20 protein-coding genes are annotated in these 21,135 nt (G+C 56.4%); 10 read left to right on the top strand and 10 right to left on the bottom strand.

Annotated elements, in window-relative coordinates; genetic code table 11:
* Positions 1-34: 34 nt before the first annotated feature.
* On the bottom strand, positions 35-886 hold the full coding sequence (locus tag NFR25_RS00425; RefSeq protein WP_251197277.1) for an aldo/keto reductase: 852 nt from the start codon (positions 884-886) through the stop codon (positions 35-37).
* 148 nt (positions 887-1,034) lie between these two features.
* Here NFR25_RS00425 and NFR25_RS00420 point away from each other — a divergent pair, with 148 nt between their 5' ends.
* A complete protein-coding gene (locus NFR25_RS00420) occupies positions 1,035-1,934 on the top strand; it encodes a LysR family transcriptional regulator (protein ID WP_251197276.1) in 900 nt (299 codons plus the stop codon).
* Positions 1,935-2,019: 85 nt separating this feature from the next.
* Here the strand turns inward: NFR25_RS00420 and NFR25_RS00415 are convergent, their stop codons facing one another.
* From NFR25_RS00415 to NFR25_RS00390, 6 genes are all read right to left on the bottom strand, one after another.
* Positions 2,020-3,162, bottom strand: a complete 1,143-nt coding sequence (locus NFR25_RS00415; protein ID WP_251197275.1) for an iron-containing alcohol dehydrogenase — start codon at positions 3,160-3,162, stop codon at positions 2,020-2,022.
* 2 nt (positions 3,163-3,164) lie between these two features.
* Positions 3,165-4,034, bottom strand: coding sequence for an alpha/beta hydrolase (locus NFR25_RS00410; RefSeq protein ID WP_251197274.1), 870 nt, complete (start codon positions 4,032-4,034; stop codon positions 3,165-3,167).
* 12 nt (positions 4,035-4,046) lie between these two features.
* A complete protein-coding gene (locus NFR25_RS00405) occupies positions 4,047-4,682 on the bottom strand; it encodes a flavodoxin (RefSeq protein ID WP_251197556.1) in 636 nt (211 codons plus the stop codon).
* 26 nt (positions 4,683-4,708) lie between these two features.
* Positions 4,709-5,557, bottom strand: coding sequence for an aldo/keto reductase (locus NFR25_RS00400; RefSeq protein WP_251197273.1), 849 nt, complete (start codon positions 5,555-5,557; stop codon positions 4,709-4,711).
* 435 nt (positions 5,558-5,992) lie between these two features.
* Positions 5,993-7,657, bottom strand: a complete 1,665-nt coding sequence (gene guaA, locus NFR25_RS00395; RefSeq protein WP_251197272.1) for a glutamine-hydrolyzing GMP synthase — start codon at positions 7,655-7,657, stop codon at positions 5,993-5,995.
* A gap of 211 nt (positions 7,658-7,868) precedes the next feature.
* Positions 7,869-8,879, bottom strand: coding sequence for an AEC family transporter (locus NFR25_RS00390; RefSeq protein WP_251197271.1), 1,011 nt, complete (start codon positions 8,877-8,879; stop codon positions 7,869-7,871).
* 183 nt (positions 8,880-9,062) lie between these two features.
* Here NFR25_RS00390 and NFR25_RS00385 point away from each other — a divergent pair, with 183 nt between their 5' ends.
* The 7 genes from NFR25_RS00385 to NFR25_RS00355 all read left to right on the top strand — a co-directional run bounded on the left by NFR25_RS00385 (position 9,063) and on the right by NFR25_RS00355 (position 16,937).
* Positions 9,063-10,031, top strand: coding sequence for an undecaprenyl-diphosphate phosphatase (locus tag NFR25_RS00385; protein WP_251197270.1), 969 nt, complete (start codon positions 9,063-9,065; stop codon positions 10,029-10,031).
* Between the two features lie 138 nt (positions 10,032-10,169).
* The gene (locus tag NFR25_RS00380) at positions 10,170-11,303 is read left to right on the top strand and encodes a hypothetical protein (protein ID WP_251197269.1); all 1,134 of its coding nucleotides are present in this window, start codon (positions 10,170-10,172) and stop codon (positions 11,301-11,303) included.
* A gap of 142 nt (positions 11,304-11,445) precedes the next feature.
* Complete coding sequence (locus NFR25_RS00375; protein ID WP_251197268.1) at positions 11,446-11,688, top strand: PACE efflux transporter; 243 nt, start codon at positions 11,446-11,448, stop codon at positions 11,686-11,688.
* Positions 11,689-11,850: 162 nt separating this feature from the next.
* Positions 11,851-12,132 (top strand): chorismate mutase, encoded by a 282-nt coding sequence (locus NFR25_RS00370; RefSeq protein WP_251197267.1) that lies wholly within the window; start codon positions 11,851-11,853, stop codon positions 12,130-12,132.
* Complete coding sequence (gene aroF / locus NFR25_RS00365) at positions 12,125-12,922, top strand: 3-deoxy-7-phosphoheptulonate synthase (protein ID WP_251197266.1); 798 nt, start codon at positions 12,125-12,127, stop codon at positions 12,920-12,922. The genes NFR25_RS00370 and aroF overlap by 8 nt, the downstream gene beginning before the upstream one ends.
* Positions 12,923-12,929: 7 nt before the next feature.
* Entirely contained in the window at positions 12,930-15,251 is a 2,322-nt protein-coding gene (locus NFR25_RS00360; protein WP_251197265.1) for an ATP-dependent helicase, read from the top strand.
* 315 nt (positions 15,252-15,566) lie between these two features.
* Complete coding sequence (locus NFR25_RS00355; protein WP_251197264.1) at positions 15,567-16,937, top strand: putative manganese-dependent inorganic diphosphatase; 1,371 nt, start codon at positions 15,567-15,569, stop codon at positions 16,935-16,937.
* A gap of 590 nt (positions 16,938-17,527) precedes the next feature.
* On the opposite strand, the gene panD is transcribed toward NFR25_RS00355, so the two are convergent.
* From panD to panB, 3 genes are all read right to left on the bottom strand, one after another.
* On the bottom strand, positions 17,528-17,926 hold the full coding sequence (gene panD / locus NFR25_RS00350; protein ID WP_251197263.1) for an aspartate 1-decarboxylase: 399 nt from the start codon (positions 17,924-17,926) through the stop codon (positions 17,528-17,530).
* Between the two features lie 26 nt (positions 17,927-17,952).
* Positions 17,953-18,801 (bottom strand): pantoate--beta-alanine ligase, encoded by an 849-nt coding sequence (gene panC / locus NFR25_RS00345; protein ID WP_251197262.1) that lies wholly within the window; start codon positions 18,799-18,801, stop codon positions 17,953-17,955.
* Between the two features lie 98 nt (positions 18,802-18,899).
* Entirely contained in the window at positions 18,900-19,730 is an 831-nt protein-coding gene (gene panB, locus NFR25_RS00340; protein ID WP_251197261.1) for a 3-methyl-2-oxobutanoate hydroxymethyltransferase, read from the bottom strand.
* Positions 19,731-20,208: 478 nt separating this feature from the next.
* On the opposite strand from panB, the gene rpsL reads away from it, so the two are divergent.
* Both rpsL and rpsG read left to right on the top strand, forming a co-directional pair.
* Positions 20,209-20,583: a 30S ribosomal protein S12 gene (gene rpsL / locus NFR25_RS00335; protein ID WP_178207577.1), complete on the top strand. Its 375-nt coding sequence runs from the start codon at positions 20,209-20,211 to the stop codon at positions 20,581-20,583.
* A gap of 68 nt (positions 20,584-20,651) precedes the next feature.
* Complete coding sequence (gene rpsG, locus NFR25_RS00330; RefSeq protein WP_251197260.1) at positions 20,652-21,122, top strand: 30S ribosomal protein S7; 471 nt, start codon at positions 20,652-20,654, stop codon at positions 21,120-21,122.
* Positions 21,123-21,135 lie beyond the last annotated feature (13 nt).

Raw genomic sequence — 21,135 nt, 5'->3', positions numbered from 1 at the left:
GGTTCTCTTGACCCAACCCTAGGGTTGAAGCCAGCTAGACGTTCCTCACCAGACCGGCGAGATTCTCCACCACATGGGGGTCGCGATGATCGAAGAAGGAGCTCTCTCCCTCGTCGAGCGAGCGTATCTTAGCCATGTCCTCATCGGTCAACTCGAAGTCGAACACGTCGAAGTTCTGGGCCATGCGTTCCTTGGAAACCGACTTGGGTATGCATACTATGCCACGCTGTAGCTGCCAACGGAGCACCACCTGAGCAACGCTCTTGCCGTGCTCCTCGCCGATGGCGCTCAGGGTCTCGTTGTGGAACAGGTCGTTGTGCCCCTCGGCGAAGGGAGCCCATCCCTCCATCTGCACGCCCTTGGAGGTCATATAGTCCTGGGCTTGCCACTGCTGGAAGAAAACGTTGCACTCCACCTGGTTCACCGCGGGTTCGATCTTGTTGAAGGCGATGAGGTCCGCTAAGCGGTCCGGGTAGAAGTTCGCCACGCCGATGGCGCGCACTACGCCCTCCTCATAGAGCTCCTCCATGGCCCGCCATGCCCCGTAGTAGTCTGAGAGCGGCTGGTGGATGAGGTGCAGGTCGATGTAATCCATACCGAGCCTTTCGAGGGAACGGGCGAATCCCGCCTTTGCGCCCTCGTAGCTCGCGTCGCTGATCCAGAGCTTCGTGGTAACGAAGAGCTCATCTCTTGGCACTCCGCAGGTGAGAAGGGCGCGACCGAGCGCCTCCTCGTTGCCGTAGGAGGCAGCCGTGTCGAACGATCGGTAGCCGACCTCCACCGCGTCGCGTACCGCCTGCTCGCACTCCGCTGCGTCGGGGATCTGGAACACCCCGAAGCCGAGCTGGGGCATCTTGACCCCGTTATTGAGTTCCACGTATTCCATGTCATGCCTTTCTGGATAGATTCCTTCACAACCCCAATGATGCACCGAGTACTGCTTCATCGGAAGTCTAAAGATGTGATGGTCTTAGAACCCAAGGGTTATAGCGGTATAATTGTGCTGTCAGGAAATCCCACTCGCAAGGTCACGCATGTACAACCATCAGCTCGACACGTTCATACAGGTAGCGGAGCTCGGCAGCTTCTCGAAGGCCGCGAGCGCCCTCTACATATCGCCGACCGCCGTCATCAAGCAGATGAACATCCTGGAGTCGAACCTGGGGGCCACGCTCTTCAACCGGACTCACCAGGGTCTCACGCTCACCTCCGCGGGCAAGTCGCTGCTCTCCGATGCCCGCCACATCATCCGAGCGTGCGATGAAGCTGCAGAGCGCGCCCGCAAGGCAAACGATGCCGAGCGCAACGTGATCCGCATAGGCTCTTCCCCCATGACGCCGAGCGGGTTCTTCAGTGACATGTGGCCTATGATCTCGCGGGAGCTTCCGAACTCCACCCTCAAGCTCGTCATCTTCGAGAACACTCCAGAAAACGCTCGGCGCATCCTGGCGAACCTCGGCGAAGATATCGACATAGTGGCTGGTGTCTTCGATGACGACTTCCTCGCCAGCCGCAGGTGCGCGGCTCTGGAACTCTCTCGCCAGCCCTTGCGCCTCATGCTCTCCTCGAGTCATCCGCTTGCCTCGAAAGAAGTTCTGGAGCTCAAGGATCTCGCGGACCAGAAGGTCCTGGTGAACCAGCGCGGCTGGAACCATGTGACCGACGCCGTTGCAGACGACCTGCGCGCGAGCGGGATCCCCGTCGAGGTGGAGGAGTACGAGTTCATCAATGTGGACATGTTCAACCGCTGCGAAGAGGAGGGTGCGCTGCTGGTCGCCATCGACCCGTGGAAGGATGTGCATCCGCTTCTTTCCTGCAAGCCGGTCGCGTGGGGCTACGAGGTACCCTTCGGGATCATGCATGCGCCCGAGCCGTCGGCCAAGGTGCAGACACTGCTCGATGCTGTCTCTGTTCTAACAGCACAAGGCGACTGAGTTAGGCCTTCTTTGCGAAGAGCCCAGTTATATGTCCGACGCCGCTTTTGCCAAGAATCCCGATTGCCGTACTCGCTTTCTTTGCCTAGTCGTCGACTAGCCCGGGAAACGCTTCCGTTCCGCAGGCTCTGACCATCTCGTAGTATTCCTCCACCGTGAACTCCCGGCTGCTCACCTTATGGGTCGCATCAGCGACCTCGTCGAAGGTCGGGATGTCCGAAAGGGTGGTCGGAAGGCAGCCTCGCCGGAGGATGCCCATGGAACGATCGTATCCGTGCTCGACCGCCTCGCGAACGCCTGAGTCGGGGGAGGCCCCGAGCACGTCGATGCAGAAACGTCTGACATCTTCAGGGTGGTGGCGCGCAGCGAACACGAGCCAGCGCGGGTAGACCATGGCGAGGTTCTCCCGGTACACGGTGCCCCGCGTGAAGCGCAGAAGCCCCGCTGCCGAGAAGATGCTGTAAGTCCAGTTACCTTCCATGCCAAGGCCGAGCATGCCGCTCGTCTCCATGAAGCTCGCCCAGAGCATCGTGCCGCGGGCATCGTAGTCCTCGGGGCTGTCGACAAGGATGTCGAACGCCCCGAGCATGGCGCGAAGCGAAGCGCCGGTGCAGCCTCTCGAAATGGGATTCGCGTCCGTGAAATAGCGGTATCCTGTCTGTGCGAGCATCACCATTGCCCCGTAGGCGGTGTTGCGCTTGTCGAGCGAGTAGGTGAAAGGCGGGTAGAGCAGCGCGTAGTCGGCGAACACCCCGTGTATGCCTCCCGCATAGCCCATTATGTCACTCACCCCGTTGGCCTCTGACCCGGTGGAGGGATAGGTGGGAACGAGGATCAAGCGCAGCTTCTCGTCGTTTCGCTGGGCAAGCTCGCCTGTCAGGTATCTGTCGAAGTCGTCGTGCACCGCGCAGAAGGCGATGGCCTTAGCGGTGTCCATGGCAGACGCGCCGCCGAGCCCGATGACGACCTGCACCTGCTCCTTGCGGGCAAGCGCAGTGCCCTCAGCGATGGCGTCGTAGGTACATTGCGAGACTCCGCCGTACTCGACTAGGGTAGCTCCTGCCTCAGTGACGATCTCGCGCACCTTCCCCAGGGATCCGTTCCTCTGTGCAGAAGCGGAGCCGTAGACGATCATCGCCTTAGCTTCCTCTATCGCGCATCGCAAGGTCGCGAGGGCCTCATCGCCGAAGACGGCGGTGACGGGATTGTAGAAAGTGAAGTCCTTCAAAATTACTCCTTATAATGGCGCTGCCAGAACCTGACAGCGCGATCGAGCCATCCCTCGGCGACGGTGCCCGTGCCCAGCCCGAAACCGTGCGGCAGCCCCTCGAACACCTCGATCTCAGCGTCTGTGCCGTTGGCCTTGATGCGCTTGATGCGGTTGCTCATGACGCGCCAATCAGCGATGCTGTCGGAGGTGCCCACCACGTTGTAGGTGGGAGGCTCCACGCCTGCGACCCCTGAGAATCCCGTGTACTCCATGATGACGGCGGCGGGCTTGGGATAGCCGCGCTCACCGAACGCTTGAGTGCCGTAGGTACCCACCCATGCCGCCATGCGCGCCCCGGCAGAGCCGCCCCAGAGCGAGTAGCCGTTCATGTCGATCTGCAGCCCGTCGGCGTGCTCGAAAAGGTAGGCAATTGCTCGGGACAGGTCCTCGCAGGCGGTCTGCGCACCAGGGCGGTAGATGAGGGCGAACGCGTTATATCCCATCTTCGAGAGTTCATAGGAAACCGGGAAGCTGTCATGGATGGCGCCCACATAGGCGAAGCCTCCTCCGGCGTTGCAGATGGCCGTCCTTGCGCCTTCTTTTCCGCGGAAGAAGATGAGCCCCGTATCCGCCTTGCTCGGATCGCGAGCTATCGCCTCTTCCGTGTAAATGTCCAAGATGACGGGAACGCCCTCCTGCGCCTCGTCGCGCAGGGTATTCATCACCGCCACGGTCTCGTTGGGATCGATGTAGCTGTACCAGGCAAGACTAATGTTGCCCAAGGTGTTGCCGCCCATATAGCCTTGGTCGACGGGGAAGAGCAATCGGCCCTTCCCCTTGAAGGCGGGATCGTTCTTAACCTCCGATATCGCAGTGTCGACCGTGTACACGCCGGACCGTCTTCAGAGGCTCTCAAGCCACTGACTCACGTCTTCGGCAGTGGCGATCTGGGAAAAGCGATGGCCCTCCAGCCAATCGCCGGTGCCTGTAAGTTCAGCAAGCAGCTCACCGCTCTCGCCGATGGAAGAAGAGGTAGAAGTACAGAAGGGGATCACTGTCTTGCCAGTGAAGTCGTTGGCACTCACGAAACTGTCGACAGGCCATGCGGCGATGCTCCACCAAATGGGATATCCGATGAACACGGTGTCGTAGCTATCCCAGCCCGGTACTTCCGTGGTGGTCAGGGGCACATTGCGCAAGCTCTCATCATCATGCTCCCGGTTGACCCGGCTGCCGTCCGTCGTCCAATCAAGATCCTCCATGGTGTAGGGGTCTTCCGGGGTAATCTGAAACGTCGAGGCCCCCGTGTCCTCAGCGATGTATGCAGCTACCTTCTCGGTGTTGCCGGTACCAGTGAAGTACACCACCACGGCGTTGCCGAATTCCCCGTTCGGCTGCGTGGCATCTTCCTGAGGATCGGGCTCCGCTGCCGCAGTGCTGTTAGACGAGGATGCGCAGGCGGTCAGGCACAGCATCAGCGCTGCTGCCATGGCGATCGCTGCTATCCATATGGTCGTGCTTTTTATCCTTGCTCTCATGATCAATCTTTCTCCTCCTGGTTCACCTACTTCTGGGCGTCGTAGTCGGCCGTCATGGCCGCATAGGCCTCGAGCTTCTCCTGGGACGGTTGGTAATAGCGCTTCGTGCCGTCGAGTTCTGCGATGCGGCCCATCTCCTCGTCGGTGAGCTCGAAGTCGAAGATGTCCGCGTTGTCGGCGATATGAGCGGGGTTGGTGGAGCCAGGTATGATGCTGTTGCCCATCTGCACGTGCCAGCGCAGGATGACCTGGGCAGGCGTCTTGCCGTACTTCTTGGCAAGCTCCTGGAACACCGACTCTTCCAGAAGACCCTTGTCGCCGTGTCCCAGCGGGTACCATGCCTCAATGACGATGCCGTAGGGTGCGAGGTACTCGCGAAGCTCGCGCTCCTGGAAGTACGGGTGACACTCCACAGTAACGAGCTGCGGCTTTATCTCGGCGGCGTCGATCACCTCCTGGATCTTCTCCTGCGGGAAGTTCGACAGGCCGAGCGAACGAACCTTGCCTGCCTGATACGCGCGCTCCATGGACTTCCAGGCGGCGATGTAGTCGCAGATGGGCTGGTGCAGGATGAGCATGTCCACGTAGTCAGTGCCAAGGCGCGCGAGCGTGGCGTCAATGGCGGCGTCGGCGTCGTCGTATTCGGTGGGCCAAAGCTTGGTCGAGAGGAAGATCTCCTCGCGGGGCACGCCCGAAGCGCGCATCCCACGTCCGACCGCTTTCTCGTTCATGTAGTAGTTGGCGGTGTCGATGTGACGGTAGCCCTGCTCAAGGGCGCTCTCGACCGCCGCCTGCGCGTCGTCAGGCTCCATGAGGAAGGTACCGAGGCCCTCGGCGGGCATCTCGATTCCGTTGTTCAGCTTTATTGTTTCCATGGTTTGGTCTCCAATCTTCTAGTAGCTAATAACAATCTAGTCGGATGCTCACATGAGCGGAAGTCTCGATTGGTGACCTGATTTGAACCAATGGTTATAAGCTGTTTCGATTGCCGTGACAGACATCAGGAATATGCAGAAGATTTGGAGGTGGGATTTAGAGGGACTTACAGGGACTTAGCTCGACATTTTCGGATGCGGAATGTCAGGCCTTCAATACCATTGCCTTGCCTTAATCGCGAAGGGAAGGAGCGATGCTTATTCGATAGATCCTGATCGACATATCAATGCCACTGGAAGCTGGTTCGAGCAGCTATGGATTTCAGGGCATGGTGATGACGCCTTGAAATCGCCCTTGAAGTTGCTATTCAAAGGCTTCGGTTGGTGCTTCAGGTCTCTGATCTCAGGGTTTTGGGAGTGGCTTGCCGCTTTCCGCTATTCCCACTCGATCGTTGCGGGTGGCTTGCTCGTGATGTCATATGCCACGCGGTTGATGCCAGGCACCTCAGCAACGATACGGCTGGAGATCTTGGCCAGCACGTCATAAGGCAGTTTCGCCCAGTCGGCGGTCATAGCATCGCTGGACTCAACTGCTCGCAGGATGATCGGACGCTGGTAGGTCCTTTCGTCGCCCATAACACCAACGCTCTTCACATCGGGCAGCACGGCGAAATATTGCCACACGCTGCGCTCTACTTCAGGACCACCCGCTTCCGCGCGCGCTACTTCGCCATTGCGTTCGCCGCTCTTTTCGAACAGCAACTCGTTGTAGGCATCCAGTTCTTCGCGCACGATGGCATCGGCATTCTTCAAGATGTCAAGCTTCTCGGGCGTTACCTCACCGATGATGCGGATCGCAAGACCTGGGCCGGGGAAGGGCTGACGGTGCACGATATGATCAGGAAGGCCCAGCGCCGAACCCAGCGCTCGAACTTCGTCCTTGAAGAAGTGGTCGAGCGGCTCGATCAGGTCGAAGTGCACCCCATCAGGGAAGGGGATCAGATTGTGATGACTCTTGATGGTCGACGCTTTGCCGCCCGTCTTGCGTGCACCACTTTCGATGATGTCGGGATAGATCGTGCCCTGCGCCAGGAACTTCACAGGTTCGCCATCGTCGGCCACCTCTTCAGCAACGGCAAAGAATTCCTTCCAGAACTGCTCGCCGATGATACGGCGCTTCTGCTCTGGGTCGGTCACACCTGCCAGTAGCTCAGCGTAGCGATCTTCCGCGTGCACATGGATGAAATCCACGTCGAACTGGTTGGTGAATACCTCTTCGACCTCTTCGGGCTCGTTCTTGCGCAGCAGGCCATGATTCACAAACACGCACACCAGCTGCTTGCCAATGGCCTTCGCGCACAGCGCCGCAACCACGCTCGAGTCCACGCCGCCCGAAAGACCCAGGATCACACGGTCGTTGCCAACTTGCTCCTGGATGGCTGCAACTGAATCGTCGATGATCGAATCCATGGTCCAATTAGGCTCAAGGCCAGCGATGTTGAACAGGAAGTTCGCCAGCATCTCCTGGCCGTAGGGCGTGTGGCGCACCTCAGGGTGAAACTGCGTTGCGTAAAGCTTGCGTTCGGCATCTTCCATAGAAGCCACGGGGCACACATCGGTCACGGCGGTGATCTCGAAGCCTTCGGGCACCTCGGTCACTGCATCGCGATGGCTCATCCAAACAGTCTGCTCATGCGGCGTGTCGCCATAGAGTTTCGACGTACCACCGCATCCCGCGCAATCAACGCCGTCAACGCGTGTAAGCGGAGCTGGGCCATATTCGCCTTTATCCGTGTGGCTCACCGTGCCGCCCAGCGTAGCAGCCATGATCTGCTGGCCGTAACAAAAACCAAGCACGGGAATACCGAGCTCGAAGATGGCAGGATCCATGGATGGCGCGTCTTCGGCGTACACGCTTGCCGGACCGCCGCTCAAGATGATAGCGCCAGGGTTCTTCTCACGGACCTCATCAGCGGAAATGTCGCAAGGAACGATCTCGGAATATACGTTCAGGTCGCGTACACGGCGAGCGATGAGCTGGCCATATTGTGCGCCGAAATCGAGGACCAGTACCGTTGAGAGGGGAAAAGGATTCGCCATGGTTGCTCCGTTCTGTAAGGCCGCTTGCAAGGTCGAAGGATCGACATCGATCAGATTTCATCTTACCTGATATGCCCGAACAAAAAGGGGACAGGTCCCAAACTGTCCCGGACAGATTGGGGACAGGCCAGAATTACCAAATGGGATCTTCGACCTGTCCCCAAAGTGTCCCGGACAAAAATTGACCTGTCCCCGAAGTGTCCGTCTTGACCTAGGCCACCATGCCCATGAAGATGACCAGCAGCGGAATAGCCGCGAACGCACCGAGCGTGGTAAGGACGGTGGCTTCAGCCGCCAGCGTGGCATTGCCATCGAATTCTTCCACGAAGGTGGGCGTCATCGAGCCAACTGGCATGGCGAACATCAGCGCGAATACGCCCGCCAAGAGCGGCGAGATGCCTGCCGCGGTGAAACCCCAGAAGAATAGCGCAGGCAACACGAGCTGGCGCACTACGATGTAAGGGTAGAGGCGAACTTCGGTGAGGACAGCGCGGATGTTCGTCCCAGCCATTATCACGCCGATAACCAGCATCGCGATCGGTGCGGTGATGCCGCCGAGCAGCGACATGGTGTCCTGCAGCAAGTCGGGCACCTGCAAGCCGGTGAAGAACAGCACCAGCGCGATAACGCAGGCAACCATCGACGGATTCACCATGGAACGCCACGGCACGGAAACCTTACGTTTGCGCATCTGAGCGCTCTCGGTATCGACGGGGAGCGCCTTGCCTTCTTCGATGCGCGCCTGGCGCTTGGCGCGTTCGCGATTGTTCTCCAAGATCGCGAAGCCCACGCTATACAAGAACAACGCGATGATCATGATGTAGATGCTCGAGATGATGATCGATTCCTGCCCCAGGATCGCAGCGATCACCGGCAGTCCGATGAAACCCGTGTTAGTGCCCACGGTCATGAACTGCCAGATAGCACGGTCCTTCTTCGGCACGCGCAGCACGATAGCGATCAGCGCACCAGTGAGCAGCAGCAAGAAGAATTGCGCGCCTGCCATCAGGAATGCAGGCACCACGATAGCGCCCGCATCTTCTGCAGAAAGCCCATGGACCGAAGCCACGATCATGCAGGGAAGCGTGATGTTCAGCAGCAGCTTCGTCATCTTCTGGTTAGTGTATTTGTCCAGATAATTGAGCTTCGCAGCCACGAAGCCTACCGCAGCGATGATGATCAGCTCGGTCATCTGCATCAAGCCGCCGAGTGCGCCGTCCATGAACCCTCCTTTCGCACGTTCGATCCTTGAGGTATTGATCGTAGGGTATCAATAGTACTGCAATTTCATGCTGCAATTCTGTTCCTTCTCCGAAAACCGTTCGGCATTTCTGCGGCACGAGCGGCACCTTCTTCTACAATTGGATGCGCTGAGACCGACCCATCAACGCACAAGGAAAGCAGCATGATCCTCGAAGCACTCAAAGCTCTGTTCATCGGCATCGTCGAAGGCGTGACCGAATGGCTCCCCATCTCATCGACCGGCCACATGATCTTGGTCGATGAATTCGTGAAGCTCGATGTGAGCGATCAATTCCTGGCGCTGTTCTTGGTGGTCATCCAGCTGGGTGCCATCATGGCGGTGATCCTACTCTATTTCCATAAGCTCAACCCCTTTTCGCCGAAGAAGACCGCAGCTGAAAAGCGCGGCACCTGGCGTTTGTGGGGAATGGTGGCTATCGGCTGCATCCCAGCGGCCATCGTGGGCTTGCTGCTCGACGACTGGGTGAACGAGCATTTCTACAACGCCTACACCGTGGCCATCATGTTGGTGCTCTACGGTGTCATCTTCATTGTGATGGAATGTCGCAACCGCAAGCGCGCGTTGCGTTTGATGGAGGCGGGAGAGAACCTCGAGGAGCGCCTGGCGCTGGAAGCACCAGTTCATGGCCGACATGCGCGTGTGGAGCGTGAGCATACTGAAGTCGAGGCAGAAGAAGCGCTCTTCAAGATCCGCGACGTGGACGACATCAACTGGAAGACGGCGCTGAAGATCGGCTGCTTTCAGGTGCTGGCCATCATCCCTGGTACCAGCCGCTCGGGCGCTACCATCATCGGCGGCATGCTGTGCGGTTGCTCGCGTACGGCTGCTGCGGAATACACATTCTTCTTGGCTATTCCTATCATGTTCGGTTGGGGTGTGGTGAAGGCTGCGAAGTTCCTGATGGAAGGCCTGGTCATGACCCAGACCGAGATCATGGTGCTGGTGGTGGGCATCATCAGCGCATTCATCATGTCGGTCGTAGCCATCCGCTTCTTGATGGGCTACATCAAGAAGAACGACTTCACCGCTTTCGGTGTCTACCGCATCATCGTCGGCATCGTGGTGCTGGCTTTCTTCACCGTCCAAGGCGCAGGATTCGTCATCCAATAGGCGAAGGGGACAGTTCGGGACCTGTCCCCACTGGGTATTCGATATGTTGTTTTGGCGAGGCTCTAGCATCCCGCTTGTGAAGCAGGTACCATAGTTCGCGCATCAAACCGACTTCCTCTCATTCAAGGAGATCGATCCATGACCACACGTACCATCAAGATCACGAAGATCAGCCTGATAGCTTTCGTCCTTGCAGCTGCACTCGCATTCTGCGGCTTGGCTACTACCGCCTACGCCGAAACGTCCGCCAACCAGGACGCTGCAACTGCACAAGCGCGTGCAACGAAGCCAGTCAATAAACCTACCAAAGCAGGTTGGATGAAGGACGCCGACGGCACCTGGTATTACTTCACCAGCGTGAACGCAAATCCTAAGACAGGTTGGCTCAAGACTGGTGGCAAGTGGTACTACCTCGATCCTGCGGCCAATGGCGCGCTGAAGACGGGCTACTACACGGTCGGTAATGCGAAGTACATCGCTAACGGAAGCGGTGCGCTCTACACGAATCGCTGGGTGCATTTCAAAGGTAACGTCATGGGCACCTCCATGGACGAATGGTTCTACGCTACCAAGTCTGGCGCACTGAAGACTGGTTGGTTCAAGTCCAGCGGAAAGTGGTATTACCTTGAGCCGAAGTATGGCCTTATGGCAACCGACACCTGGACAGACGATGGCTATCGATTGACCGTCTCTGGCGCGATGGCAACCGGCTGGGTCAAGGAACTTGATAACTGGTATCTCTTCAGCGCTTCAGGCAAGAAGGCCACGGGTTGGCAGAAGCGTGGCGGCAAGTGGTATTATCTTGACCCCGCGAAGGACGGCGCGATGAAGTCGGGCATGTTCTCCGTGAATAATTCCTGGTATATCACGAATTCCAGCGGCGCTATGTATTCCAGCAAGTGGATCACCTACGACAAGGATTGGTACTACGCCACTAAGTCTGGTGCGCTGAAGATCGGTTGGCAGAAGTCGGGCGGCAAGTGGTATTACCTGCAGCCCAACAGCGGCCCCATGGCTAAGAGCACGTGGATCAACGATGGCAAGTACGACTACTATCTGAATGCTTCGGGCGCTATGGCTACGGGCTGGGTGAAGCCAGACCAGGAGTGGTACTATCTGAGCAAGTCAGGCACCAAGACCTATGGCTGGGTGAAGTCGGGCGGCAAGTGGTATTACCTGAACAAGAACAAGAACGGCACCATGGCCAGGAGCGAGACGCTCTTCATCAACGGCACGTACTATTCCTTCAACGCTGACGGCTCGATGAAATAGTCCATAAGATGATAGGTTCGTTTCCTGCGTGAAGTCAGGCAGCGCACGGTTCGTAAGTGGCCCGCCTCTAACGGTCTAACGCGAAACTGAACCTGTTCTGGGCGCGCTGAAGATGTCTGAGCATTCTGGGTATAATACAACTATGAACACGAACGATTCGAACAAGCTTTCTGAAGAGAAGAAGAGCCAAGTGCGCCGCCGCACGAACGCGCGCATCGCGCATTGGTGCAGCTTTGCTGCGCTCATCATAATCCTCATCGATTTCGCCGCATTCGTCATCGGTAAGGCCGACCCCTTCTTCACTCAGCTTGGCATCATGATATCCATCGCGCTGCTCGCCATTGCCGCGCTCAACAACCCCACGAATTCCGCCTCGAAAAAATAGCGCCCGTGAAGCGGTTTCGCCCGCGTTCTCTCCAGTAAAAAGCACGTGCGTTTGCTATCATTAGGCAATCAAGTTATGAACTGGTTGTCATGCCTTGCGTCGTGCAAAGCACCGCCGCATCCAAGGCGCGACTGCCAGCGTTCCGCACAGGAAGGATAAACGATGTCTCAGAACGAAGAACGTGCACAGATCGACGAACATCGCGAAAAGATCGATGCCATCGACAAGCAGCTCGTCAAGCTCTTGAACGAGCGTGCCGAGCAATCCCTTGCCATTCGCGCGCTCAAACCAGGCGCGAACATGGGCCTGTTCGATCCGAAGCGCGAAGAGGAGATCTTCGCGAAAGTCTGCTCATACAACGAGGGTCCGCTCTATAACGAGAACCTCAAAGAGATCTATGTCAGCATCCTGAAGGTAATGAAAGAGGTTCCCGCTCGTGATTAAACCATTGACCAGTCTGCCAGATTACGGCACTAAAACTGACGAGATAACCCTTTACGCTGGCCCGTGTTCGGTCGAATCTGAAGAGCAGTTCTTCGAGGTTGCTGAATGCATCTCTGATCTGGGGCTCAGCTGGATCCGCGGTGGCGCTTTCAAGCCGCGCACCAATCCGCATTCGTTCCAGGGTCTTGGCGAAGAAGGCCTCAAGATCATGAAGGCTGCGAGCGAAAAGTATGGCCTGAAGACCCTTACTGAAGCTATGGACTCTGCGCATGTCGAACTTGTGCATAAGTATGTCGATGGTCTCCAGGTAGGCGCGCGCAACATGCAGAACTTCTCGCTTTTGAAGAAGATCGGCGAAGTTACGGCCGATTCTCACAAGCTGGTACTGCTGAAGCGTGGCCTTGCGGGTACCATCTCTGAATGGCTTTCCGCTACTGAATACATCACCATGAATGGCAACGACAACGTGGTGCTGTGCGAACGCGGTCTGCGCACCTTCGAGACCACCACACGCTTCACGCTCGATATCTCTGCGGTCCCCGTTATCCATAAGCAGTCGCTGTTCCCGATCTGCATCGACGTTTCGCACCCGGCAGGCGTACGCGACCTCGTACCTTCGCTTTCATACGCAGCCATCGCGGCAGGTGCCGACTCCATCATGATCGAGGTTCACCCGAATCCTTCCGAAGCACTCTCCGACGGTCCGCAGCAGCTTACCCCTGCCCAGTTCGCTGAACTGGTCGAACAGCTTCGCGAGATCGCTGCGGTCTTTGGCAAGAAGATCGTTTAAGGATCCTATGCCCATCGATCTTGATACTTTGAATCCTGCCCAGCGCGAGGCGGTCGAATGCACCGAAGGTCCGCTTTTGGTGTTGGCGGGTGCCGGCAGTGGCAAGACGCGCGTGCTCACGCATCGTATCGCTCATTTGGTGGAAGACCTAGGCGTTGCTCCGTGGCAGATCATGGCCATCACCTTCACGAACAAGGCTGCGGCTGAGATGCGCGAACGTCTCGGCACCCTCATCGGCGGTTACGTGCGTGGCATGTGGGTATCCACGTTCCACAGCATGTGCGTACGCATCCTCCGCGCCGACTGCGAGCGTATCGGATTCGCTAAGGGCTTCACCATCTACGATGATCGCGATTCGAAGAGCTTGGTCAAGCAGATCATGGCTGAGCTCAACATCGACCCCAAGCGCTTTCAAGAGAACATGATCCGCAACCGCATCTCCAAGGCGAAGAATGAATTGGTGGTGCCCGAAGTGTTCGAGGAACGCTACCAGGACCCCGTGGCAAAGGTGGTCGCTAAAGTATACAAGCGCCTGCAAGAACGCCTTCGCGCGCTCAACGCTTTCGACTTCGATGATCTGCTGCTCTATACATGGTTGCTGTTGAAGAACTATCCCGAAGTGCTGAATGCCTATCAGGATCGCTTCCGCTACCTGCTGGTAGACGAGTATCAGGATACGAACCATGCTCAATATGTGCTCACGCAGCTGCTCGCGGCGAAGAGCCGCAACATCATGGTGGTGGGCGACGACGACCAGTCCATTTATTCTTGGCGCGGTGCCGACCTTACCAACATCCTCGATTTCGAGAAGGACTACCCTGAAGCTCACGTGGTGAAGCTCGAAGAGAACTATCGCTCCACGGGCAACATCCTTGCTGCAGCTAATGCCGTGATCGAGAACAACCTTACGCGCAAGCGCAAGACCTTGTTCACTTCCCAGGGGGAAGGCGAGCTGATCATGGTGTTCACCGCCAGTGACGAACGCGATGAAGGTCGCTGGATCGCAGCTGAGATCGAACATCAGCACGGCAATGGCACCTCCTACAACCAGATGGCGGTCTTCTATCGCACGAATGCGCAAAGCCGCATGCTCGAAGATATGCTCCTGCGCGCTGGTGTGCCTTACCGCCTGGTCGGAGGTACACGCTTCTTCGATCGCGCCGAGATCCGCGACGTGATGGCGTATTTGAATCTGGTGGTGAATCCTGCAAACGATGTTGCTGCACAGCGCATCATCAACGTGCCCAAGCGTGGCATCGGCAACACCACCGTCGATTTCATTCGTCAGGTATCAGAAGTGAACGGCTGCACCTTCCTGCAGGCGGCAGAACTGTGCATGATCGATGAGACCATCCGCCCGAACACGCGAAAGGCTATCGCGGAATTCGTTGGCATCATCCATGAAGCCCAGCAATATTCGGGCGACCTGCGTAAAGTGGTGGAGATGATCGTCGATAAGGCTGGTCTTATCGAGGCGTATCGCAACAATCCTGGTGAAGATTCGCAAAGCCGCATCGAGAACATCCAGGAATTCTTCGGCGTTGTCGATGAGTATACGCAAACCCATGAAGATGCGGACGCGCTCTTCGAAGCGCCTCAGCCTGGCGAAGATCCTTCCGACCAGACCACTCCACCCGTGAAGGTGTTCCAAGCAAATTCGCTGCCCGATTTTACCGAATGGGTAACGCTGCGTACTGACATGGACACCATGACCGACGACGGTGCAGCGGTCACGCTCATGACCATCCATTCTGCCAAGGGCCTTGAATTCGATTGCGTCTTCGTGGCTGGCATGGAAGAGACGCTCTTCCCGCATAGCAATTCTGCATTCGACCCGCAAGGGCTCGAAGAGGAACGCCGCCTGGCTTATGTAGCCATTACGCGTGCGCGCAAGCGTCTGTATCTTACCAGTGCGCTCACGCGTCAGATCTTCGGTCAATCCAATGCGAATCCCACTTCGCGCTTCGTGGGCGAGATCCCCAATGAACTGCGCAAAGCTATCGGACTTGGTTCATCTGGCTTCTCAGGGTCGGGTTGGGAAAAGCGCGGCAGCCGTCGTGGCATTGCTGGTTCAGGTACTGAAGCGGGGGAGGGGCGCGTATTCGGCACGTCCAGCAGCTCGCAATCGCGTCCGCGCAATCAGAAGAACGTGGGCAAGAAGCCTGCAGCTGCCATGTCCTTCGCTAAGAACGATGTGGTCGATCACAAGGTCTTTGGTCGCGGTACCGTGGTGAAGGTGGATGGCGACACGCTCCACGTGAAGTTCAAGCGCAACGGTCAGACCAAGAAGCTCCTCAAGGATTACGCTCCCATCGTGAAGATCTCGTAAGGCGTTCTTTGACGATCATGGATGATGCTGCGGGTGTAAGGTGAGCGCGCAGAACTTACTCTGAACACTAATTTGATAAGACAGAAGGAGCCTAAAAGGCTCCTTCGTGCATGAATGCATGAGGCAGTGCAGCGCATGAGCCAAAGGCGAACAGCGAAACGGGTAAGTTATGCACGATTACCTTGCAGCCGCAGCATCCTAGACGTTTCACGGTAAGATGTGCTCATTTTTCTGCATGGCTTGAAGGGTTACGCGGTACAATAATCTGGCGCATGATTTTGGCGCGTTGTATCTAGTCAAGAACGAAGGAGCGATATGCCAACTCCCGTACTTATCGTGGGTCACAAGAACCCTGACAACGACTCCATCGCAGCTGCCGTCGGCTATGCATATTTGAAGAATGAGCTCATGAAACAGACGCTCGAGAACGATCCGAGTGCTGAGAAATTCACCTATATCCCCGCTCGCTTGGGTCCGTTGCCCCAGGAAAGCGAGGCGATCCTCAACGAGTATTCGGTCGAAGCTCCTGAAGCCATCAATCATGTGCATGCTCGCATCCAGGATGTCATGACGCCTGACCCCATCTGGCTCTCTGAAGACTCGACATTGGTCGATGCGGGCCGTCTGCTGCGCAAGCATAATAAGCGTGCCGTGGTGGTGAAGGACAAGGACGATAAGTACGCTGGTCTTGTCTCGCTGCGCACCATTGCGAATCGTTATATCTCGGCCATGGATCATTGCGAAAGCGACAGCGCGCAAGATCTTGAGAATGCTGCGAACGACCTGGCAAGCTCACTTTCTCAGTCCGTTTCAGAGCTGCTCGAAGATGAAGTGGTCTTCTTGAACAAGGGTGATCTGCTCAAGGACGCTGCTGAGCCTATCCTCATGAGCGAATTGCGCGAAGGCGTAGTGCTCGATGAAGATGGTCATTGCATTGGTATCGTTACGCGTACTGATGTGGCTAAGCATCCCAAGCGCAAGGTGATCTTGGTCGACCATAATGAGCGCAGCCAGGCTGCTAATGGTATCGACGAAGCAGAAGTGGTCGAGATCATCGACCATCACCGCATTGGCGATGTGTCCACCTCGAACCCTATTCACTTCTTGAACCTCCCCGTGGGTTCCTCGGCCACCATCGTTGCGCTCCAGTTCATGGAACATGACGTTGAGATCCCTAAGGGTATTGCGGCGGTTCTGCTTTCCGCCATCATGACCGATACGGTCATCCTGAAGTCGCCCACGGCAACGCCTATCGATGAAGAAGTCGCCGAGATGCTCGCAGCTATCGTAGGCGAGCCAGTGAAAGATTTCGGCATGAAGGTGCTCTCGTATCGCGGAGGAGACGCTGATCTGCCCATCGAGAAGCTGGTCACGGCAGACTCCAAGGAATTCGTCGTCGGAGACGACACGATCCTCATCGCTCAGCACGAGACCGTCACGCTCGACGTGGTCATGCAGCGCGAAGAAGAGATCCGTGCATTCCTGAAAGAGCTGCGCGAAAAGCACGATTATGCCTACGTGCTGCTGCTGGTCACCGACATCTTCGAAGAGGGTAGTATGTTCATCGTCGAAGGTCTCCATGGCCAGGTCGATCGCGTCTTCGGTATCGATTCCTCCAAGAGCACCTGGGTCCCGGGCATCCTTTCTCGCAAGAAGCAGGTAGCCGCCCCGCTGCTTGAGTCTTAGAGAATATCCAGGCTGCGACTGCAAGGTAAGGGCGCATAATTTACCCGCTACCCTGTTCGCCCTTCGGGCTCATGCGGTCGCTCTCCAGTTTTGTTCACACGAACCCAGCCTAGGCTGGGTTCTGTTTTTTAGCGTGCTTTGCGAAGTAAATTCTGCGCCCCTACCTTACACCCGCAGTAGTTACGTTTGTCTCCACAACAAGAAGAACTAGACGCCAGCGAGGTATCAGATTCTCTCGATGCAGAAATATGAAATAAATAGAACATCGAGCGACCGCACGAATGATCAGGGGCGGAGGCAAGAGTGTCCCAGGTGGTTTTTCCGATTATGAGCTTTATAGTGCGGGTGTAAGGTGAGCGCGCAGAACTTACTCTGAACACCATATTGATAAGACAGAAGGAGCCTAAAAGGCTCCTTCGTGTATGAATGCATGAGGCAGTGCAGTGCATGAGCCGAAGGCGAACAGCGAAACGGGTAAGTTATGCACGATCACTTTGCGGCCGCACATGGTAATTTTAGTCGTTTCTTGTTCAGCAAAAAAAAGAAAGGCCAGCGAGTGCCGGCCTTATCAAGAGCGTAGGTGATTTGGTCTACTTCATATCCTCAAGTCGACCGTGCTTCTCGTAGCGCGTCAGACGGCTGATCTTGTTGTTGTCGTCTACGAACACAACGTGCGGAGCATTCGCGGGGTCCTTGAATTCTTCAGGGGTCATCTGGCAATAGTTCATGATGATCACCTTGTCGCCAACGTTAACAAGGTGCGCGGCGGCGCCATTCAAGCAGATCACGCCACTACCAGGTTCGCCCGCGATAACATAGGTTTCCAGACGATTGCCATTATTGCAGTCAGAAATGGTGACCAGCTCATACTCCATGATGCCAGCGGCTTCCATCAGCTCAGAATCGATGGTGATCGAGCCCACATAATCAAGCTCAGCCTGGGTCACCGTCGCGCGATGGATCTTGCCTTTCAAAACATTGAGCAGCATTTCTTGCGATACCTTTCGTTTGATCCCTATTCGAAATTGTACAAATAGTTATCGATTAATCGGGTCGAGCCAATATAGACCGCGATGGCAACCAAGCCACTTTCGGGCAATGTCTCAACGGGCTGCATATTACCAAGGTTCACGACCTCTACGTAATCGATTTTGGCAAGCGGTTCTTCTTCGATAGTGTTCGTGACCGCCTTGGCGATGGTAGCGGAATCGCGTTCGCCACCCTCGATCATTTCCTGCGCTTTGAAGATGGCGCGTGACAAGCACAAAGCCGCCGTACGCTCCTCATCGGAAAGGTAGGTGTTGCGGCTGCTCTTGGCCAGGCCGTCATCTTCACGCACGATAGGGCAGCCGATCACTTCAAGGTTCATGTTCAGATCGGAGACCATGCGCATGATGATGGCCAGCTGCTGAGCGTCCTTCTGGCCGAAGAATGCTTTGTTGGGCTGCACGATATTGAAGAGCTTGTTCACCACGGTGCACACGCCGCGGAAATGGCCTGGGCGGCTCGCACCACACAGGGTGTCGGTGAGCGTCTCCATCACCACGTAGGTGTTGTAGTTCTCGGGGTACATCTCTTCGACGCTGGGGTGAAATACCACGTCAACGCCCTTCGACTCAGCGATGGCCGCATCGCGCTCTAGATCGCGCGGATAATTGTCGTAATCTTCATCAGGGCCGAATTGCAGCGGATTCACGAACACGCTCGCTACGACCTTGTCGCATTCCTTGCGAGCGGCTTCCATCAAGGACATATGACCTTCATGGAGCGCACCCATGGTCGGCGTCAGACCGATGGTCAAGCCCTCTTCCTTCCACGCGCGCACGCGATCCTTCATTTCGGCAACAGTGGTGATGATCTCCATGGTTTGCTACCTTCCAAATAATCTGAGTAAGAACTTAGTAAGAAAGAACGTTTCGAACGTCATTTCGAATAGCACTTCGAACGTCATTCGAATGCCAATTAGTAGAGCTTGTCGAGCACTTCCTCGCCCACATCCTTGAAGCAATGTTCAGCGGCGGGGAAGGAGCCAGCCTTCACTTCGGCATCGTAATCCTTGAATGCCTGGGTCATCTGTTCGCCCAGGTTCGCGAAGCCTTTGACGAACTTCGGCTTGAAGTCAGAGAACAGCCCCAGCATGTCTTGGTACACCAGCACCTGCCCATCGCAGCCAGGACCAGCACCGATACCGATCGTGGGAATGGAGATGGTCTCGGAGATCTTGCGTGCTAGGTCTGCAGGGATGCACTCGATCACCACAGCGAACGCACCAGCCTCTTCGATGCGCTTGGCATCTTCCAGGATGGTCTGCGCTGCCTCAGCCGATTTGCCCTGTACCTTGTGGCCACCGAACGCGTTGATGGACTGCGGCGTCAACCCCAAGTGCGCACACACGGGAATGCCAGCATCAACGATAGCGCGAATCTGCTCGCATACTGCAGCACCGCCTTCGAGCTTCACTGCATGAGCGCGTCCTTCCTTCAGCAAGCGGCCAGCATTCATCACGGCATCGTAAACAGAAGCCTGATACGACATGAACGGCATGTCCGCGATCACGAGCGCATTCTTCGCGCCGCGCGCAACAGGACGCGTGTGATGGATCATGTCCTCCATGGTCACGGAAAGCGTGTCCTCGTAGCCCAGTACCACGTTGCCCAGCGAATCGCCGATCAACAGCGAATTAACGCCCGCTTCGTCCATCAGCTTGGCTGTGGAATAGTCGTAACAGGTCAACATCGAGATCTTCTCGCCCTTGGCCTTCATCTCCTGGAAGGTCGCGACCGTGTTCTTCATCCCTACCTTTTCCCTTCTCTTTCGCACGATGTGCGCCCTATAAAAAAATGCACGCATATTCGAAAGGGATACTACGTGCATTCACAGCCTATTTATTTGCCCGTTGGGCTTTGCGCTCATTGTAACAGGCAACAGCCTAGAGCGCGCAAGTATTTTCCAGGAATATCTACAATTTCGTGAAGAAAAACTCGGAAAGAGGAACATCACTGAACCCTCATCTCCGTTCACCTCTACACCACACTGCGGGCGACCTGCTCCTAGACTGCTTCTGAGCTTTGAAAACCCTGTTGCCGTCCACGCCCGTAAACCGACCGCTGGGGTATGGATACACCCGGCAGCGTGGCGTTTGACAACCATACAGGGCGGTGATAAAGTTCTCCTTCGCGTCTCTAAAGAGGCGCAGTTTTTGCGTGCGTAACTGCAGAACGCACACAAAACAACACTGTTGGCATGAGAAGAGACGAAAAGGAGTTGAGTCTTGCCTACTATTAATCAGTTGGTCCGCAAGGGCCGCCAGAAGTCGGTGGAGAAGAAGAAGACCCCGGCACTCAAAGGTAACCCGCAGAAGCGTGGCGTTTGCACCCGTGTTTACACCACTACCCCTAAGAAGCCGAATTCAGCACTTCGTAAGGTCTGCCGTGTTCGCTTGGTCAACGGCATGGAAGTAACCGCCTACATCCCAGGCATCGGTCACAACCTCCAGGAGCACTCTATGGTGCTCATCCGTGGTGGTCGTGTTAAGGACCTCCCTGGTGTTCGTTATAAGGTCATTCGCGCTGCGCTCGACTGTGCAGCTGTCGATAACCGCGCTCAGGCACGTAGCCGCTATGGCGCAAAGAAGCCCAAGAAGTAGGCTTCGCTCTTAACCGTACGTAAACCGCAACCATCTGGAAGCATGGTTGCTCACTGAAAGGAAGTTATATGCCGCGTCGTGCAGCAGCAGTCCGCCGCGAAGTGCAGCCGGATGCAAAATATAACAACCGTTTGGTCACTCAGTTGATCAATAAGGTTCTACTCGACGGCAAGAAGTCCGTCGCAGAAGGCATCGTCTATGGTGCTTTCGACATCGTTGCCGCTAAGACCGATCAGGATCCGCTGACCGTCTTCAAGAAGGCAATGGACAACATCCGCCCCACGCTCGAGACCAAGTCCAAGCGTGTTGGTGGTGCAAACTATCAGGTTCCGATGGAGGTTAACTCTCGTCGTTCCACCACGCTCGCCATCCGTTGGCTGGTCGACTTCGCTCGCAAGCGCAAGGAGAACACCATGGCAGAGCGTCTCGCAGCAGAGATCATCGATGCATCTGAGAACACTGGTGCAGCGGTGAAGAAGCGCGAAGACACCTACAAGATGGCCGAAGCAAACCGTGCATTCGCACACTACCGTTGGTAAGAGGGGGTTTGAA

The organism is Anaerotardibacter muris (genome assembly GCF_943192915.1).
Classification (GTDB): Bacteria; Actinomycetota; Coriobacteriia; order Coriobacteriales; family Eggerthellaceae; genus Anaerotardibacter; species Anaerotardibacter muris.
The sequence above is the reverse complement of the archived record's forward strand: the minus strand, read 5'-3'. Positions and strand labels throughout refer to the sequence as shown.

Bases quoted from the DNA above. Each gene is read 5' to 3' on its own strand.
- NFR25_RS00375 (WP_251197268.1), top strand. From the start codon at position 11,446: ATGAACACGAACGATTCGAACAAGCTTTCTGAAGAGAAGAAGAGCCAA.
- panB (WP_251197261.1), bottom strand. From the start codon at position 19,730: ATGAAGAACACGGTCGCGACCTTCCAGGAGATGAAGGCCAAGGGCGAG.
- NFR25_RS00405 (WP_251197556.1), bottom strand. From the start codon at position 4,682: ATGAGAGCAAGGATAAAAAGCACGACCATATGGATAGCAGCGATCGCC.
- NFR25_RS00380 (WP_251197269.1), top strand. From the start codon at position 10,170: ATGACCACACGTACCATCAAGATCACGAAGATCAGCCTGATAGCTTTC.
- panD (WP_251197263.1), bottom strand. From the start codon at position 17,926: ATGCTGCTCAATGTTTTGAAAGGCAAGATCCATCGCGCGACGGTGACC.
- NFR25_RS00370 (WP_251197267.1), top strand. From the start codon at position 11,851: ATGTCTCAGAACGAAGAACGTGCACAGATCGACGAACATCGCGAAAAG.
- guaA (WP_251197272.1), bottom strand. From the start codon at position 7,657: ATGGCGAATCCTTTTCCCCTCTCAACGGTACTGGTCCTCGATTTCGGC.
- NFR25_RS00390 (WP_251197271.1), bottom strand. From the start codon at position 8,879: ATGGACGGCGCACTCGGCGGCTTGATGCAGATGACCGAGCTGATCATC.
- NFR25_RS00355 (WP_251197264.1), top strand. From the start codon at position 15,567: ATGCCAACTCCCGTACTTATCGTGGGTCACAAGAACCCTGACAACGAC.
- NFR25_RS00360 (WP_251197265.1), top strand. From the start codon at position 12,930: ATGCCCATCGATCTTGATACTTTGAATCCTGCCCAGCGCGAGGCGGTC.
- panC (WP_251197262.1), bottom strand. From the start codon at position 18,801: ATGGAGATCATCACCACTGTTGCCGAAATGAAGGATCGCGTGCGCGCG.
- rpsG (WP_251197260.1), top strand. From the start codon at position 20,652: ATGCCGCGTCGTGCAGCAGCAGTCCGCCGCGAAGTGCAGCCGGATGCA.
- NFR25_RS00425 (WP_251197277.1), bottom strand. From the start codon at position 886: ATGGAATACGTGGAACTCAATAACGGGGTCAAGATGCCCCAGCTCGGC.
- NFR25_RS00385 (WP_251197270.1), top strand. From the start codon at position 9,063: ATGATCCTCGAAGCACTCAAAGCTCTGTTCATCGGCATCGTCGAAGGC.
- NFR25_RS00420 (WP_251197276.1), top strand. From the start codon at position 1,035: ATGTACAACCATCAGCTCGACACGTTCATACAGGTAGCGGAGCTCGGC.
- NFR25_RS00400 (WP_251197273.1), bottom strand. From the start codon at position 5,557: ATGGAAACAATAAAGCTGAACAACGGAATCGAGATGCCCGCCGAGGGC.